The following is a 17,614-nucleotide window of genomic DNA, read 5'->3' as shown; positions in this document are numbered from 1 at the left end:
GTTGACCCCGACGCTCGACGAGTTCAACAGACCCGTCCCCGTCTCACCGGTGGTCAGGCTGCAGTCGGAGTTGGCGAACGTCACCGCATCGGCGTTCACGGTGAACCGCACCGTCACCCGGTACGTGTGCACCGCCGGCCCCGCCGCCGACCCGGGGGCGATCGCCTGGTTCGTCACGATCCCCGTCGTCGTGCGGCCGTTCCACGCTGGGTTCGGCGTGATTCCACCGGTCACCGCCGCCACCGTCGCACTGGTCACCGTCACCGGCGAACCGAACCGCAACGTGTCGGCCAGGTCGTAGGTCCCGGCGGTGGACGAGGCGTTGGACACGGCGAGCGTGTACACCACCTCGTACACGCCGCCACCGACAGCCGTCGGACCCGACGTCACCGACTTGGCGACCGTCGGCGACCCCGGCATCGCCTCGCAGGCCGCATCCGAGAGCCGCCCGCCCGTCGACGTGATCGTCGCCTCGTTGCGCAGCCCGGTCCCCGACTCGCCGTCCTGCATGGTGCAGTCGGAACTCTGGAACGTCATGGTGGCCGGGTCGAGGCGCACCGTGGCCGTAACCAGGTATTGGTGCGTGGCGCCGCCGGCGATCGGCACGTCGGACGCGATCGTCGTGTCGGTCGTGCCGTTGAACCCCGGGTTGAGCGTCACGCCGGGAGCCGAGACCACTGGGGGCCCGGAGACCGTCGCCCCGGCGCCGAACGTGAACGTGTCGGTCAGGGTGTAGGTGTCGGCGGCGCCCGTCTGAGAGACGGTGAGCCGGTACACGACGTCGTACGTGCCGTCGCCGTTGGCGACGACGTCGTCGAGCTGCTTGTCGAACGTCGTCGACGCGATACGCACCTGGTGGTCCTCGACCTCACCGCCGGCCGCCAGCCCGACAGGAGCGATCCGCTCCGCAGGGGTGTTGGCCGGGAACGCCCGGAACCGAGCGTAGGTCTGCCCGGACGCAGCGGTGACCGACGGCAAGGTGATGTCGTACGGGAACGTGCCCGGCCCCACGACGATCGTCGTCGGGGGACCGTCGTCGAAGGCGCCGTTGCCGTCGCGGTCGAGCCACGCCGCCACCGTGGCGTTGCCCCCGCTGTTGTTGGTCACCGTCACCCGTGTCGTGATCGGCTGGCCGGGCAGTCCGGAGATCGCCGCGGCCGGCCCGTCCTCGTCGTCGACCTGGGAGGTGTCGTCGCCGTCGGCGGCGGCCGTCGGGATCCCGTCGGCTTCGGAGTCGATGCGAGACCCGAGCATCAGCGAGGCGGTTCCCGACGCCGGGTCGTAGCCGGGGATGCCGTGACGGGGGCCGTCGGCGGCGAGCGTCGTCGGGTACGGCGCCGGGGCGTCACCGAAATCGGTGAACACGGGCGACGGACAACGAGCGCCGTCGTTACCGGTGGAGGAGGGACCGTAGGCGAACCGGGCCGCCGTCGAGCTCGCCACGTGAATCCGCCAGATCTCGCCGGTGTTGTTGTAGGAGGCGTAGATGAACCCGTTCGGGTCGGCGAACACGGCCCCCGTGTTGTTGTTGCTCCCGGGTCCACCGAGGTCGCCGAGGAACGTCGGCGTCGTCCAGGTGTGAGACGTTCGATCGAAGCTGGTGAGCCACGACGCACCGCCGTTGGACACGACGCGCCACAGCGCGTTCGTCCCCGGGAGATACACCCAGTCCGCTCCGCTCGTGTACTCGTCTCCCAATGGCGCAGTACCGCTGGCGAGCAGCGTGTTGGTGATCGCATCGATCTGGTACCACCGGTCGTCGCCGGACAGCAACCAGAGATGACCGTTGTCGTCGACGTCGCCGATCACGAATCCGTCGGCGATGTCGGCCGCCGTCATGCCGGCCGGCACCCCGAGGAGCTCGCCGCTCCCGTCGACACCGACGCGGGCGACCTGGTCGTTCGGTGGTGACCATCCGTAGACCGCGCCGTCGATGATGTTGAGGCCCACCGCGTTCACCCGCATGGTGGTCGGCGTGATCGGGAACTCTTCGCCGGCGAGATTGATCCGGTAGATCTGCCCGCCCTGGAACAGGAGGGCCGGTGAGTCTGCCGAGCACTCCCATGCCGGCACGGCGAAGATGCCGATGTCGGCCGCGGCGGCAATCACCATGTCGTCCGCGGCGGCCGCGCCTGCGGGAGGGCGGACGCCGACGAGGTCGTCGAGGTCGTCGGCGCCGAGGGCATAGGCGCCGGCGTCGACCGAGGCGACGGCCAGCGTCACCTCGCACGAGGCGACGCCGTCCTGGAGCTCGCCGGCGAGCTCGATCGTCGACGATCCGGGCTCGGCGACCACGTCGGCGCCGGCGCAGTCACCGGCCACTGCCGGGTCGTCGGCGATAACCAGACCGTCGGGCAGGTTGGTGGTGAACGAGAAGGCGGGCTTGGCCGCCAGCTCGAGTGTGTTGGTCACCGTGAAGGTGAGCTCGGCGGTCGTGCCGACCGCGCCATCCGCCTCGGTATCGGCTTCGGCAGTCGCACCCGACTCGGTCTGCTCCTCGGGAATATCGACCACCTCGGCGACCTCGAGCTCGGTGTCGAGCTGCGGGGTCACGTCGATGAGGCGGACGTTGTCCAGGGCGCCGATCGCGCCCGCGGCGTCGACGATGCCGACGCTGACCGACGTCGAGTCGTCGGTCATGAGCACGGGGGCGTCACCGACCGCGGTTCGCATCACCACGTCGCCTGCCACCAGATCGGGGGCCGCGCACAGATCGATCGGCGCCGCGGACACCGCGGTACCGCCGACGCGCAGCTCGACCTTGGGCTGGGCCACCGAACACCCGGCGAACGCGGTGTCGACGGCGATGGTGTACACGTGACCGGGGACGACGGGGATCACCGACTCGGTGGCGATGCCGCCGAGTGACGTGACGGCGTGGTTCGTCTGCGGGGCCGCCGATCCGCCCCACTGACCGAGCGCGTCCGTGAGCGTCTGGAAGCCCGACCAGTCGCAGGCGTCCGACGGCGCGGCGTCGCCGAAGCCGAGCACCAGGCCGGCACAGGTCGCCGGATCGGCGCCCGACGCGGCGTAGCGGGTCCCGTCCGCGCCCGCATAGTCGGCAACGGAGATGGGCGACGTGCCTTGGGGCGCTTCGAAGTCCTCGTGCCACACGACGTTCGGCGGCTGGGGAGTCCCGGGCAGGCCCGACACGACGTCGGCCCCGACCGCGAACGGGCTCGGCCCGACGGTGATCGGCTGCGGACCGTCGGGCACGCTGGTGGTGGTGGTGGACTCCGCCGGCGTGGTGTCCTCGGGAACCGTGTCCTCGGGAAGCGTGGTGTCGGTCGGCGCCTCGGGCTCCGACGAGGGCACCGTGCTCGGCGCCGGCGTCGTCGTCGGCTCCGGCGCCAGCGTCGTGGGCGCGGCGACGGTGGTGGACGGTTCGGTCGGCTCCGGCGTGGTGTCGGGCGGCGCCGTCGTGACCGTCGGCGGCGCTGCCGTGTCCGGCGGTGGCGTATCGGGCGGTGGCGTGTCGGGCGGCGCCGGTGCGTCCGGCGGTGGTGTCGCCGACACGCTGACCGGTTCGATGACGAGTACCGACAGCACGGCGCTGACGGCCAAGCCGGCTGCCACGACGGAGCGACGGCGCGCCGGGGCGCGCTTCTTCCACAGAGCCTTCATCTGCTTGCCAACCCTTTGATGCCCACGGCCAGCGCGGCGGTCGCCTGGCCTTCTTCGACCGGTACAACCCGACGGCTGTCGGCCGAATGTCGGCGGGCGGCGGGTTTTTCGTCGCCGCGGCTAGGCCGTCCCGCCCCACACCCTGACGGCCTCGTCCCGAGAGCCCACCCCGAGCTTGCGGTAGATGGCCTTGACGTGGAACTTCACGGTGTTCGGCGACAGGAACAGCTGCTTGGCGATCGCCGGGACCGACAGGCCGCGCTCCAGCAGCGCGAGGACCTCGATCTCGCGGGTCGACAGCGCATCGGTCTGCGGCGCGGCGACCCCGATCCGCACGAAGACGGCGTCGACGAACGCTCGCATTCGCTCGTCGCGCGCGTCGGTGGGTCGCACGAGGCGTCTGACGAGGTGGGCGGATTCGGCGAACGGCTGCACGAGCCGGCGCGGGGCGGCCAACGCCATCGCGTCGAGCAACCGAGTGCGTGCGGCCCGCGGCGACGCCGCGGCCTCGTCCACGGCGGCCGCACTCAACGCGCGGCGGACATGTGAGGCCACGATGTCCTCGATCGGCCAGTCCGCGACGATCTGCCGAGCGGCGCCGAGCTCACCCAGCATCAGCTGCGCAGCAACGGCGACGGCCGCGGTCATCGACGTCGGCGTGACGTCCGCCAGCGCATCGAGCGCGCGGCGCGGCGCCGACGCGGCCAACGCGACGCGCGCCTTGGCCGCGGCGAGATGGCCGGCGACCGTCACCGGGAGGCGATGATCGGCCACGACGTGGCTCGCCAGCACCGCTGACGCCTCGTCGACGCGATGGAGGTCCAGGAGCAGATGGGCTCGGGTGGACACTGCGGCCGCGATCAGGTTGCGCCGCCCGTTGCCCATCGCCAGGTCGCGCGCCAGAGCGAGCGGTGTGTCCGCCTCGTCGAACTCCGCCCGGAGGCGCAGTCCTTCGGCGAGCGCCCAGCAGGCGTCTCCCATCATCTGGTGCCGCGTGCGCCCGATCTGGGCGGCGGCCGCCCACGCGGTCCGAGCCTCGGCGACGGCGCCGTCGGCTTCGCCGGCAAAGGCGAGGAACGTCGCCCTCGCACCCCGGACGCGCAGTTGATGCACCTGGAGCAGGCGCCTGTCGATCTCGGCGGGGAGATCGACGAGCTGGTCACGGCCGCTTCGCCAATCCCCGTTGTACGCCCGGGCGAGCAGGAGCGACGCCCGGGCGAGCACGGCCATGGCGATGACGTCGATCCCGTCCCGGACCGGTCGCTGCGGATCCTCGTCGAGGAGCGTCTCGAACGTCTCGAGCGCTCGGCCGGCGGCGGCGATCGGCGGGCCCTGGTCGCCTGCCCAGCTCGTCGCGCCCGACCGTAGGAGGTCGGCCATCGCCTTCCAGACGGGCGACAGCGATCCTTGGTAGGCGTGAAGGAGGTCGTGCATGGCGGCGATGCGCCCGTCCCACAGCAGCAGGGCGGCCAACGAGATCGGCCGGTAGTTCTTCCCGGCGATCAGATTGGCCGGCGCTCGCGATGCGATCGCCGCCACGCGGTCGAACTGCTGATGCTCGATGATCGACTTGACGTTGACCAGCACCGAGTCGATGACGCTCTCCCAGTCGCCCAGGCGCAGGTAGCACTCGGCGACCTCCACCGCCATCTCACGCGCCCGGTACCACTCGACGGCGAGCTGGAGCCGCTTCACCCGCTCGGCGGGCTCGATGATCGCCGCGATGTCGTCGAGCACCGTACGGAGCGGCGCGATGAGGCGCAGGGCGGGGCGATCGTGGACGACCGGGAGGCCGGCGGCACGCGCCGAGCGCAACAGCTGCCGACCGTCGTGGCGCCCGGTGATCGTGTCGGCGAGCTCGGCGGTGATCTCGCTCACACACGCCGTCTCGACGAGGAACGCGCGGAGATCCTCGGGCAGATGGTTGACGACCTGGCCCAGCAGATAGGACTCGATGGCGTCCCATGCCGCGGCGACCATCGTCTGGGCGTCGGCGGGGCGGGGGAACCGGGCCAGCCCGACGAACACAGCGCCGGCCATCCAGCCGTCGAGACGCGTCGTGAGGTCGGCGGCGACGTCCGTGGCGAGCTCGACACCCGCGTACGCACCGACGACGTCCGCGACCTCGCCGATGTCGAGCACGAGATCGTCGGCGCCAATGTGTTCGACCCTGCCGTCCAGCCACATCGCGGCCAGTTCCCGGCTGAGCGGTGCGCGCCCGATCCCCAGGATGTGGACCCCGCACGCCGGAGTGTCCTCGAGGGTTGAGAACACGTCGATGATCTCCCGTTCGGACGGGACGTGTGGCCCCAGGTCGACCACGACGACGCATTGGCGTGTGTCCGCGGCGACTGCGCGCAGCCGATCGAGTGCGACGCGATCATCCGGCGGCGACGTCCGCTCAGCGGCGGCGCCGATGTTGCCGATCGCGTCGGCGACGCGGTCCGCGAGATGGCCGACGTCCGAGCCCGTCGCCGTCACCCACGCCACGGGCACGGCGGCGCGGTCACGGCACCACTGGCCGGCGACTGCGGTCTTCCCCGATCCCGCCGGACCGGTCAGGGTCAGCAGCCGTGTCGAGACGACGCTGTCGAGCCGCTCGACGAGTCGAGACCGTACGACCGGATGCCGCGGCGGAGGCGGCACCCGAAATCCTCGCGTTCCACCCACGCGCTCACCGACCAAGCGATCTCCTCTGTTCCGGGCACTGCGGCCCACATGCCCACGACGCCGTTCCCGACGACTCGTCGCACCACCGCGACTGACTGACCCTAGTGGACTGCCACCAGGGTGGGACCGACCGAACCGAGAGGGTGGTTTTCTCGTCGCCGCGCGCCCACCCCCTCGCGGTCACCACGTCCCGTCTGCGCGGCGGTCCTAAAGCCACACTCGAGCGCACCGCTTCGATGCAGGGACGACGCGACCGCTCTGGCGCGCGAGCCGCTCGCCAACGGGGTGGCCGTTGCGGACCGTGACCGCAACCCGGAGCGGACTGGCGATCTCCGGCCCGCTCCAACGGCGTCACCTGCGGGTGAGGGCACGGCTTCCCACCTCCGTCCCCCGACGAACGAGGTGAACGGTGACCATGCACCACCCCCCGACACCGCGACCCGCTCGCGAACCACGACGCATCCGAGTGCGACGACAGCGCGCCCATGACGACACCCTGCTCGCGTGGACACGCGCCGGCGACCCCGACGCCTTCGCCGAGCTCTACCGCCGGCACCGCGCCGACGCGCTCCGTTACGCCGAGTCGCTCTGCCGCCGTCACCGCCGGCCCGACCTGGCAGACGACGTGCTCGCCGAGGCGGTGCGCAAGACGCTCGACGCCATCAGCCGGGGCTTGGGCCCGCGACATGGGTTCCGTCCCTACCTGTTCACGGTCGTCCGCTCGGTCACCGTGAATGCCACGACACGCTCACATCCGACCGCACCGATCGACGAGACACAGCAGGACCACTCGGTCCCCGGGCCCGACGACGACCTGACCCCGTCGATCGCGGTCGACGCGCTCACGTCGCTCCCCGCCCGCTGGCAGCAGCTGTTGTGGGCCACCGCGGTGGCCGGCGCCGACTACGGGCAGCTCTCGACGAGCTTCGGGATCAGTCCCGCCGCCGTGGCCTCGATGGCCATGCGGGCCCGGGAGGCGTTGCGCGTGGCGTTCGTCCGGTCACACCTGCCACCGACCGCGAGCCCGCAGTGCCACGAGGCGCTCGACCTGGTCGCCCGTCGGGTGGTCACGGAGCTGTCGAGGCCGCAGCAGAGCTCGCTGGATCGCCACACCGACGGGTGCCCGTCGTGTCGCGACGCCCAGGGGTACCTCCACACGGAGTTCGCCCCGTCGTCACGGTTCGCCGGCGCGCCGGTTGCCGAGCTGTTCCGGCCGAGCCGCACGTCCCACCGTTCGGGCGAGCGGGAGATCGCCTGACGGTCGGACGTCACAATCTCCAGATCACGGGGACGAGCAGCGTGGCGACGACGAAATACCAGGCCATCACCACCACTCCGAGCTTCCAGTAGTCGTGGAAGCGGTACCCACCCGGTTCCATCACCATCAGGTTCGCCGGCGTGGCGATCGGCGTGAGCAAGGCAGCGGCCGTGGCGACGTTGATGCTCATCAGCACCGGCGCCACGGCGACGTCGAGCTCGGCCGCGGCGGCGAGAGCGATGGGAATGACGAGCAATGTGGTGGCCGTGTTGCTGATGAACTGCCCGAGGCCGGCGGCGACGACGAACAGGACGATCAGCAGCACGTGTGGCCCCGCCCCACCGACGAGGTCGACGATGCGGCCGGCGAGCACCTCGCCCGCTCCGCTCGTCCCGATCGCCCCGGCCAGCGGGATCATGCCCGCCACGAGAACGACGGTCGTCCAGTTGATCGACGCGAACGCCCGCTCGACCGGCACCACACCGAGGAGCACGACGAGCCCAGCTGCTGCGAGGGCGGCGACGGCAGGGGGCGCGAGGTCGGTTGCGAGCACCACCACCATCGCGGTGAGCACGGCGATGGCCTCGACGGCACCGACTCCGAGGGGCACCGCCTGGCGGCGCACGAGGTCGGGCGAGTCGACCACCCGCACGTCGCTGTCGCCGGCGTGCCACGACAGTGCCTTCCACGTCCCGCGAACGAGCAGGGTATCGCCCGCCTCGAGCCGGGTCGGCCCGTGTCGGGGGTGGGCCCCCCGCACGATGGCGATGATCTCCAGCTCGCCGCTCGGGTTCGGCCGGCCCGCCTCGGTGCGCACGCCGATCAGGGACGACCGCGGGGCGACGACGAACTCGGCGGCCCCGTACGTGCGATCGAACAGCGGGGTGGCGTCGGCACCGTCGATCCGGTAGTGGCGCCGCAGCGTCATGTCGAGCTCGCCGACGTCGGTCGGCGCGGCAGCGGTGTCCGGGCGGGCGGGCAGGAGCTGCCGGCCGAGCACGACACAGATCGCGACGGTCCCGAGCAGCAGGGGGAACCCGACGGCAGCGAACTCGAAGAAGCCGAAGCTCCCCGCTCCGGCGTCCTCGGCGGCGTCGGACACGATCACGTTCGCCGGCCGCCCCGTCAGCGCGAGCAGCGACCCGGCATGGGCGGCGAACGCCAGCGGCACCAGCATCTGGGACGGCTGCTGGCCGACGCGGGCGGCGATCATCACGACGATCGGCACGAGCACGGCGACAGCAGCGTTGGCGGTGATCAGCGCCGTGGCCAGGGCGCAGCCGATCATCGTCACGACCAGCACCCGGGATCGCCCGGTTCCCGCCCGGTCGAGCAGCTGCTGACCGACCCATGCCGTCACACCGGTCGAGTCGAGAGCCTCGCAGACGACGAACAGAGCGGCGATGAACAGCACCGTCGGATCGCCGAACCCGGCCGTCGCCTCGTCGAGCGAGATGACGTCGGTCGCCCAGAGCAACAGCGCGGAGCCGACGGAGACGACGACGACCGGCACGCGGTTCACCATGAACACCACGACGGTGGCGCCGAGGATGACGAACGTGGTCGTCGAGTCGCTCATCGGTGCCCCGCATGCCCTGCCGTGTCAGGCGGCGCCCGGCTCCACCAGGGCGCCGGCCAACTCGGAGCGGCCGGTCACGCCGAGCTTCTGGAACGACCGGGCAAGGTGCGTCTCGACGGTCTTGACCGTCACGTAGAGCTCCTGGGCCACTTCCTTGTTGGTCTTGCCGCTGGCGGCCAACACGGCGACGCGGTACTCGCTGGCCGTCAGGGAGGCGACGCCGTTCACCGGCCGGTAGCGGGTCCGTCCGGCCCCGAGGAGCTTCTGCCGGCTCCGGAACAGCGCCGCGAGGCGCACGGCCCCGCTCTTTTCGGCGAGCCACAAGGCCCGGCCCAGCGCCTCGATCTCCTGGGCGGTTCCCGCCACGCCGACCGCGTAGGCGATCGTCGCCGCGGTGCGGGCTTCTTCGAGCGGGGCGCGGAGGCGGCGGAACGTCTCCATCGCATCGGCGAGCAGGCGGGACGCTTCGTCCCCCGTCGCCGCGCCCGCCATCACCATCGACCGTTCCGCCTCGGCCAGGGCACGCGGCCCTCCGAAGGCGACTGAGGCGTCGCGGGCCTCCACGCTGAAGCGTGCCGCGTCGCCCGGCTCGCCCGCCAGCACGCGGCCGTGCGCCCGGTTCGCCTGCCACGCGACGAACCCCGGGCCGACGCACCCCGAGCGCTGGGCCAGCTCCCACCCCAGATCGAGGTCGGCCATCGCCTCGTCCCAGCGCTGTTGCGCGCCGCGCAGCCGGCCCCGCGCGAACAGGAACAGGAGGTCGAACTGGCACGTCGACTCGGGGCTGAAGCGATCGTCACCGGTCCCGTCTCGCCGGACGGCGACGTCGTAGCCGTGGGCGGCGAGCACCTCGTCGGCCGTGGCCAGCTCGTCGCGCTCCCGCAGGACGTCGACGAGAACCGACAGTGGCGCCGTGACGAGGAAGTCGAGCCGATAGTCCGCGCACAGTTCGAGGGCGGCGCGTGCGTCGGCCTCGGCGTCATCGAGCTCTCCCGTTCGGAAGGCGATGACGCTGCGCTGGAACAACATCACGCTCACCTGCGTCGGCGCCCCCTCGCGGCGCGCCGCGGTGAGCCGCTGCTCGATGGCCGCAGCGGCGGCCTCGTCGCGATCGGCCATCGTGAGCGCCGCCGCGGCGAGGTGGAACCACAGCGGAACCGACGGATCGCGATGATCGATCGCGTCGAGGGCTCGCTGTGCGAACCCGGCGACGAGATCGGCCTGTTCACCGCGGATGCCCCCGGCGTAGGCGCGTGCGGCGAGCACTTCGGCCGGGGCCGACGCGGCGAGGTGGCTACCGGCGGGGACGGCCTCGATGAGCGCGCCGAGTAGCCGGTCGAGCTCGGCGGCGGGAATGCGGCCAACCGTGCTGGCGATGGCGAGCCCCGCCCGCCGGCGAGCCGACAGGATCTCGTCACCGTCGACCACACCGTCGAACTCGTGGAGCACCGCCATGCCGTCGGCCCACCGGCCGGCCATCGTCATCGTCGTCGCTCGGGCCATCGCCAGCGTGAGCCGGAACCCGACGTCGTCGATCTGCTCGATCGCCTCACCGAGATGATCGATCGCCGCCGGATCGTTCACCAGTGACTCGGCGACACCGAGCCGCAGCACGATCTCGAGACGCCGTGCCGCCGGCGGCGGTTCCGCGAGGGCCCGCTGGAGCTGGGCGATCGCCTGCTCCGTCGCGCCGGTCCGCAGCGCCGTGCTCGCCGACGTGAGCAGGGTGTCCACCACCTGAGGATCGGCGCCCGGCTCCATCGCCATCAGGTGGGGCGCCAACCGATCGGGCGGCACGTCCTCGGACTGCAGCACGGCGAGGGCCCGACGGTGCCGGGCCGAGCGCTCCCCGGGGAGAAGCCGACCGGCGACCGCGGATGCGACGAGCGGATGGACGAACTCCAAGGGCCGGCCGGATCCGAGGATGTCGGCGCGGAGCAGTTCGTCGGCCACCAGGCCCGCCTCGTCGATGGTCATGGCGGCCAGCGCGGCGACGTGACGGAGGTGGGCGTCGCTCCCGAGCACGGCCACGGCCGTGGCCACCTCGACGGCTGCGGGCGACAACCTCCCGATGCGGGCGAGCACGGTGTCGTCGATGTCGACGGCAGCGAGGCGATCAGCGGAGACCGAGACGATGGGCTGTCCGTCACCACTGGGGAGGTCGTCGCCGGCGGCCCGGACGAGCTCGCCGACGAGGAACGGATTGCCCCGGCTCACCTCGGCGACAGCGGCGCAGAACGACTCGGTGGGCCGACCGGGGAGCGATCGACGGACGAGGTCGCCGACCGCATCACGGCTGAGCGGCTGTGGGCGGAGGCGGACGATGCCCGGATAGTCGAGCAGACGCTGCAGCAACTCGCCGGAGGGCCCCGGCTCGGCGGGCCGCGAGCCGATCACGATGGCGACAGGCAGCTCGCCGACGCGGTGAGCGAGGTAGGCGAGGAAGCGCAGCGACGCGGCGTCGAACCAATGGACGTCGTCGCACAGCAGCACGAGCGGTTGCCGTTCGGCAAGGGCGACGGTGAGCCAGTAGAGCCCATGGAGCACGGCTCCGGGCCCGGCGTCGGCATCGTCGAGGCCGGGGGTGCCGGACACCACGGCTGCCGCCGGTCCGGCCGCTCCGACCAGGAGCCGGTCCGGGGACTCGGCCGCGCGCACGAGCGGCTCCAGCAGCTGGCGCACACCGCCGTAGGCGAGATCAATCTCGAGGCTCCCGCCTCGCGCCGAGGCCACGGTGTGCCCGTCGACGGTCGCGTGCCGGCGGGCGGCGTCGAGGAGACGGGTCTTGCCGATACCGGCCGGTCCCACCACCGCGATGGTGCCTCCCGCTCCCTTGGCCGCGGTGTCGAGCACGGAGAAGAGTGCGTCCTGCTCGGCATCACGCTCGAGCAGCGCTTCGGACGCGGACGCCGGACCCAGACCCACGGCGGCCAGCGTAGATGGTGCAAGGGCCCCGGCCCCTGGAGTTGCTCGCCGATACGCTGCCGCGATGAAGTGCCCAATCGATGACTCTCCGTTGTCGGTGTCCTCCCGTGAGGGCGTCGAGATCGACTTCTGCCCGCAGTGCCGCGGCGTCTGGCTCGACCGCGGCGAGCTCGACAAGATCATCGATCGGGCCGCAACGACCGTCAGTGGGGTCGCCCCGGGCGAGACGCGCCATCCTCAGGCCGACCGACCCGAAGTCCGCCCCGATCGTTCGTACGACGACGGGCCTCGTGATGGACGTCGACGCAAGCGCCGCAGCTTCCTCGAGGACCTCTTCGACTTCGACTGACGGCTTCGATCCCGACCTCCGGCGGCCTCGACGATCCCCGACCGACGTCGCCCGAGCGTCCGCTCTCAACCGAGCTCGGTCACGGCGTCGCCGAGGGCGTCCAGCTCGATTCGGACGGAGTCCATGGCGTCCTCTAGTGCCCCGATCTCGGCCAGAGCCGAGGGCGCGGTGAGTGCCAGCTCGGCCGTTCGAGCGACCGCGGCTTCCAGGCGCGCTTCGATCGCCGGGAGACGTTCGTACATCTCCTCGACGGCGTTGAGCATGCGCTGCATGGTGGCGAAACGCTGGGTCATCGCCTCGACGACATCGGGCGGCGCACCATCGCGCCGCACCTTCTTGAGATCGGACGTTGCCCGCTCGGCGTCGAGCATGGCGACCTGCCGTTCGAGCGCCGCTGCATTCGTCGCCGTTCTCCACACTGCGTCGACACCCGCGTCGACGCGACCGGTCATGGCCAGCACTCTCTCCTTCAGCGGCCCGTCCGGCATGGACGCCACGAGTGCGGTGAACTGATCGCGGGCGCGAGCAGCGTTGACGACGGGCAGCTGCAGCGCCGGGGGCAGCGTCGAGAGATCGGGGCGTCGCGAGTCACGCGGCGTGGACCGGCGTCGTCGGAACATCCCGTCAACGCTACGACCGAAACGAATCGGCCGCCTCGGGACTCCGTCCCGGCAAGGGAGCGTCTCCTCCGACGTCGACCGTGCGGGAGGCGGACGTCACGAAGCGCCAGGTGAACGTGCCGTCGTGCGCCAGGAGGTACTCGACGGCGCCAGGAGACGGATCGCCGCCGAGGTACGGCTCCTGCCCGACGAACGTCGTGGACGGCGCCCAGATGCGCGCGACCTCGGGATCACCACCGGGCAACGGCCGCTCGTCGACGGCCGCGCAATGGCGATGACCCGTCGCGACGAACCGGAGCGTCGCCGAAGCGGCGAGCAGCCCGGTCAGGTGCTGGCGCGGGGCCGGGAACATCTGCCAGCCGTCGTCCGGGTCGCCGTCGGCCGGCTGGTGGACGAACACGCCGACGCTGTTGCGGTCGTCGAGCGCGCCGGCGGCCCACACGTCGTGCTCGGGGTCCCCGAGCGCGTAGGCATCGAGCCCGACCAACTGCCAGCCCGGCACACGAATCTCGAACCGGTCCGCCCCCCACGTGGTGAGGAAGGCGTCACGCCTCCGTGTGAAGAGCTCGGGCTCGTCGTAGAAGCCGATGTCGTGGTTGCCCGGGATCACGGCCACGGGGCAGGGCAGTCCGGCGAGTACCTGGCGGGCCCGTTCGCGGTCGTCCGCGTCGTCGGGATCCTCGCGGACGATGTCGCCCGACACCACGACGAGGTCGGGCGGCCCGGCGACGATCCAGTCGATCAACACCTGCAGCGAAGCGGGGACGGCTTCCATCGCCGAGATGTGAGTGTCGGACAGCTGGACGACGCGGGTCACGGCCACCGGAGCATCCTTGCGTACGGCCGCACCAGCCGCCATCGCGGATTTGCTCAATTCGGAGCTGATCTCCCGACGGCTCAGTTGCTGATGCGTTCGGCGAGCGTGGCGGCGACCGTCAGCTCCTCGCCGTCGCGCACGATGACGAGCGGTACCTCATCACCGGGAGCGTGGTCCCGGATGGCGGCCACGAGGCCTGCGGCGCCGGTGACCGCCGCGCCGTCCACGCCGACGACGATGTCGCCGACCCGGATGCCGGCGGCCTCCGCCGGCCCGCCCGGCGACACCTCGGCGACGACCGCACCCTGACCCCCGTCGGTGCGTTCGACGGTGGAGATCCCGATCAGCCCCTCCCGGCGATCTTCGCCACTCTGGAGCTCGGCGAGGACCCGCTGGACCTCGGCCGAGCCGATGGCGAAGCCGACGTTGGTGGCGGCGAACTGGCCGTCGCCCGTGATGACCGCCGTGTTGATGCCGACCACCTGGCCGAGGGCGTTGACGAGCGGCCCGCCGGAGTTGCCCGACGAGATCGCCGCGTCGGTCTGGATCAGCCCGTCGAGGTAGCCGTCACTGCCGTCGTCGGCAGGCATCGTGCGGTTCTGCGCCGACACGATGCCGGTGGTGACCGTGGGGTCTCCGTCGAGGTCGAGGGCGTAGCCGATCGCCATCACCTGGTCGCCGACGCGGATCTCGTCGGGGTCGGCGAACGTCGCCGCCGTGAGCTTGGTGTCGGTGTCGACCTCGAGCAGGGCCAGGTCGTTGGCCGTGTCGGCGGCGACGACCCTCGCCGCAGTCGGTTCGGTGTCGCCGGCGAAGCGGACGCGCACCTCGCTTGCGCCGTTGACCACATGGGCGTTGGTGAGGATCTGGCCGTCCGACGCGACCACCACACCGGTTCCGACCGACTCGCCGGTGCCGAGCTGGCTGGTGACGATGGCGCTGATGGTGACGACGCTGGGCGCGATCGTCTGCAGCACGTCGTACACGGGCAGGTCGCCGTGGACGTCGGCCGGGGCAGCGGCCGACACATCGCCAGCGGCGGGAGTCTGGCCGGTGGCCGCTGCTTCGTACGATGTCGGCTGGAGCTCGGACGCGGCAACCGAGGTCGGGGCGACCGTGGACGTGACGGCCGCACCGTCCTCGTTGCCGATCGTCGTGCCGACGACGATGCCGGTGCCGCCGGCGACCAGCGCCACGGCCGCGGCGCCGGCGATTGCCAGCCGGCGCCGTCGGCCGGGCCGGTCCGCCGACCCGCGCGGATGGGGAGGAGAGACGCGCGGGGTCGGCGGCGGGGGGACCGAGAACGATTCGGAGGAGCGGGGCGGGGAGACGGGAGGCCGACTGTTCGGGTGCCTCGTCGGCGGCGTCGGTGGCGGCAACGAACTCACGTCGTCCGGTCTACTCCCGCGACCGCCCCAAGTACCCGCGACCGCCCGAAGTCTCAGCGAACTCTCGGCTTCCCCCGAGCCACCCCCCAGTCTCCAGCCCGCGCCGGCAACACGGCGCAGCAACACCGAAGGCGCGGACTGAAGACCGGTCGGCCGCCGGTCGACGCAGCAACACCGAAGGCGCGGACTGAAGACCGGTCGGCCGCCGGTCGACGCAGCAACACCGAAGACGCGGACTGAAGACCGGTCGGCGAGAGGGCCGCGGTACAACCTCCGTCGGGGGGTTCGGGGGGCGGTAGCCCCCCGATGCGGCGACGAGCGGAGCTTGCTCCGCCGCCGCCTCTTTCGGCTCTTCGTGCGAGCGAAGCGAGCTCGACCTAACTCGCCGCAGGCGAGCGAGGAGCGAAGCGACGACGCTCGCCGAGGACGACTACTTGTTCAAGTGTTCCAGGGCGAGGCCGCCGCGGGGGTAATCGAACGAGATCAGCCGGCCCGTGGTCGACAGCGTCACGTACGCCGTCTTGAGGTCGGGACCACCGAACGTGATGTTCGTCGTCAACAGGTCGCCGGTCTCGATGAACTCGACGAGCTCGCCATCGGGCGAGATCACGGTGATCCCGCCGTTGACGAGCGTGGCGACGCAGACGTTGCCCTCGGCGTCGACGCCGAGCGAGTCGAGCAGCTGGAAGCCGGGGAACCCGTACAGGCACGGCCACGTGTCGACGAGACCGGTCTCCTCGAGTACTCCGGGCCCGAGGATGCGGCGGCGGTTGACGCGACCCATCCAGGTCTCGGCCCAGTACAGCACCGTGCCGTCGGGCGACAGGCCGATGCCGTTGGGCTCGTGCACCGGGAAGAGGATCTCGCGGATCTCCGATCCGTCGTTCTTGGCGTAGTAGATGCCCGAGTAGTGCATCGTCCGCTCCGACGCGGCGTTGCCGTGGTCGGTGAAGTAGAAGCCGCCGTGGGCGTCGAAGACGAGGTCGTTCGGAGCGATCAGCGGGTTGCCGTTGCACTCGGTGTAGAGGTCGGTCACGGCGCCGGTCGAGATGTCGACGGTCTGGATGCGGCCGCCGATGTACTTCTCCGGCGTGGTGGGCCCGGGGAAGACGAGGCCGTCGAGGTCCTGCTCGGTGAAGCGGCCGCCGTTGTTGGCCAGGTACACCAGACCGTTGGGGCCCATCGCCGCGCCGTTGGGGCCGCCGGGGATCTCGGCGATCGTCTCCTTGGTCCCGTCGGGCTGGACGCGCGTGAGGCGGGGCCCGAACATCTCGACGACGATCACGGAACCGTCGTCCATGGCGATCGGGCCCTCGGGGAAGCTGAGGCCGTTGGCCATCTCGTTGAACTCGGTCATGTTGGTGACTCCTGAGTGATTGCTGGTGTGGTGGTCGGGTTGATCGGGAGAGCTGTCCGGGGACGGCTGTGAACTGGTCGGGCTAGTGGTCTAGCCTCACGGCACGGTGACCGGGCCGATCGGGGTGCCGGCCTCGCCGTTCCACTCGTCCCACGGCTGGGGCAACTGGGCGTAGCCTCCGCTGGCGCTCCAGCCGCCGTCGACGGTGAGCACGTGGCCGGTCACGAAGCTCGAGGCGTCGCTGGCGAGGAACAGCAGCGGGCCGACCAGTTCGTCGAGCTCGCCGAGACGCCGCATCGGCGTTCGGCTGCGCATCCACGTCGCCATGCCGGAGTCCTCGAGGAGCGTGCGCGTCATCTCGGAGATGAAGAAGTTGGGGGCGAGGGCGTTGACCCGCACGTTGCGATCGCCCCACTCGCAGGCCAGCTGGCGAGTCAGCTGGTTCACGCCGCCCTTGGCGGCGAAGTAGCCGGCGGTGCGGTTCTCCGAGCCGGCCATGCCGAAGATCGACGAGAGGTTGATGATCGAGCCGCGGCCGGCGGCCAGCATCGTCGGTGCGGCAGCGCGGGTCATGTAGAACAACCCGACGAGGTCGACCTGCACCATGCGGGCGAAGGACTCGGGGTCGACGTGCTCGGTGCGCATCAGCCGGTCGTCGGCCCATCCGGCGTTGTTGACGAGCACGTCGATGGTGCCCAGCTCGTTCACGCACGCGGCCGCCGCAGCCTCGCAGTCGGCGTAGCTGGTGACGTCGCCTTCGACGGCGACGCACCGCCGGCCGTGGGCCTCGACGAGCTTGCGCGTGTCGGCGAGCTTGTCCGCGCTGCGGGCCATCACGGCGACATCGGCACCGGCACGAGCGAGCACGTCGGCGAACAGCACGCCGAGCCCGTACGACGCGCCCGTCACCAGGGCGACGCGGCCGTCGAGCCGGAGGAGGCGGTCGGGATCAGTGGTCATTTCTCGTCCTCTCACAGGGGCTGGCCGGCGATCCCGCCAGTAGAGTTCGGGCAACATGACGTCCACG

General features: G+C 71.5%; 11 protein-coding genes. 2 read left to right on the top strand and 9 right to left on the bottom strand.

Features of this window, described 5'->3' with window-relative positions; translation table 11 throughout:
- Positions 1-3,624, bottom strand: a 3,624-nt coding sequence (locus DN771_RS26925) for a DUF7933 domain-containing protein (protein ID WP_227462495.1), incomplete at its 3' end; no start/stop codon positions are given.
- Positions 3,625-3,744: 120 nt separating this feature from the next.
- Positions 3,745-6,270 (bottom strand): LuxR C-terminal-related transcriptional regulator, encoded by a 2,526-nt coding sequence (locus DN771_RS26915; protein WP_117000663.1) that lies wholly within the window; start codon positions 6,268-6,270, stop codon positions 3,745-3,747.
- A gap of 490 nt (positions 6,271-6,760) precedes the next feature.
- On the opposite strand from DN771_RS26915, the gene DN771_RS26910 reads away from it, so the two are divergent.
- Positions 6,761-7,552: a sigma-70 family RNA polymerase sigma factor gene (locus DN771_RS26910; RefSeq protein ID WP_162942463.1), complete on the top strand. Its 792-nt coding sequence runs from the start codon at positions 6,761-6,763 to the stop codon at positions 7,550-7,552.
- Between the two features lie 10 nt (positions 7,553-7,562).
- Here DN771_RS26910 and DN771_RS26905 read toward each other — a convergent pair whose 3' ends face one another.
- Both DN771_RS26905 and DN771_RS26900 read right to left on the bottom strand, forming a co-directional pair.
- Complete coding sequence (locus DN771_RS26905) at positions 7,563-9,131, bottom strand: SLC13 family permease (RefSeq protein ID WP_117000661.1); 1,569 nt, start codon at positions 9,129-9,131, stop codon at positions 7,563-7,565.
- A 24-nt stretch (positions 9,132-9,155) separates the two neighbouring features.
- Positions 9,156-12,056, bottom strand: coding sequence for a helix-turn-helix transcriptional regulator (locus DN771_RS26900; RefSeq protein ID WP_162942462.1), 2,901 nt, complete (start codon positions 12,054-12,056; stop codon positions 9,156-9,158).
- A 64-nt stretch (positions 12,057-12,120) separates the two neighbouring features.
- On the opposite strand from DN771_RS26900, the gene DN771_RS26895 reads away from it, so the two are divergent.
- A complete protein-coding gene (locus tag DN771_RS26895) occupies positions 12,121-12,405 on the top strand; it encodes a TFIIB-type zinc ribbon-containing protein (RefSeq protein ID WP_117000669.1) in 285 nt (94 codons plus the stop codon).
- Positions 12,406-12,470: 65 nt separating this feature from the next.
- On the opposite strand, the gene DN771_RS26890 is transcribed toward DN771_RS26895, so the two are convergent.
- The 5 genes from DN771_RS26890 to DN771_RS26870 all read right to left on the bottom strand — a co-directional run bounded on the left by DN771_RS26890 (position 12,471) and on the right by DN771_RS26870 (position 17,547).
- Entirely contained in the window at positions 12,471-13,025 is a 555-nt protein-coding gene (locus tag DN771_RS26890; RefSeq protein WP_117000659.1) for a hypothetical protein, read from the bottom strand.
- Between the two features lie 10 nt (positions 13,026-13,035).
- A complete protein-coding gene (locus tag DN771_RS26885; protein ID WP_162942461.1) occupies positions 13,036-13,848 on the bottom strand; it encodes a metallophosphoesterase family protein in 813 nt (270 codons plus the stop codon).
- Between the two features lie 74 nt (positions 13,849-13,922).
- Positions 13,923-15,038: a S1C family serine protease gene (locus DN771_RS26880; RefSeq protein WP_162942460.1), complete on the bottom strand. Its 1,116-nt coding sequence runs from the start codon at positions 15,036-15,038 to the stop codon at positions 13,923-13,925.
- A 622-nt stretch (positions 15,039-15,660) separates the two neighbouring features.
- The gene (locus DN771_RS26875) at positions 15,661-16,587 is read right to left on the bottom strand and encodes an SMP-30/gluconolactonase/LRE family protein (RefSeq protein ID WP_117000656.1); all 927 of its coding nucleotides are present in this window, start codon (positions 16,585-16,587) and stop codon (positions 15,661-15,663) included.
- 96 nt (positions 16,588-16,683) lie between these two features.
- Entirely contained in the window at positions 16,684-17,547 is an 864-nt protein-coding gene (locus DN771_RS26870) for an SDR family NAD(P)-dependent oxidoreductase (protein WP_117000655.1), read from the bottom strand.
- Between the last annotated feature and the right edge of the window lie 67 nt (positions 17,548-17,614).

The sequence above is a fragment of the Desertimonas flava genome (assembly GCF_003426815.1).
GTDB lineage: Bacteria > Actinomycetota > Acidimicrobiia > Acidimicrobiales > Ilumatobacteraceae > Desertimonas > Desertimonas flava.
The sequence above is the reverse complement of the archived record's forward strand: the minus strand, read 5'-3'. Positions and strand labels throughout refer to the sequence as shown.

Bases quoted from the DNA above. Each gene is read 5' to 3' on its own strand.
- DN771_RS26875 (WP_117000656.1), bottom strand. From the start codon at position 16,587: ATGACCGAGTTCAACGAGATGGCCAACGGCCTCAGCTTCCCCGAGGGC.
- DN771_RS26895 (WP_117000669.1), top strand. From the start codon at position 12,121: ATGAAGTGCCCAATCGATGACTCTCCGTTGTCGGTGTCCTCCCGTGAG.
- DN771_RS26890 (WP_117000659.1), bottom strand. From the start codon at position 13,025: ATGTTCCGACGACGCCGGTCCACGCCGCGTGACTCGCGACGCCCCGAT.
- DN771_RS26870 (WP_117000655.1), bottom strand. From the start codon at position 17,547: ATGACCACTGATCCCGACCGCCTCCTCCGGCTCGACGGCCGCGTCGCC.
- DN771_RS26905 (WP_117000661.1), bottom strand. From the start codon at position 9,131: ATGAGCGACTCGACGACCACGTTCGTCATCCTCGGCGCCACCGTCGTG.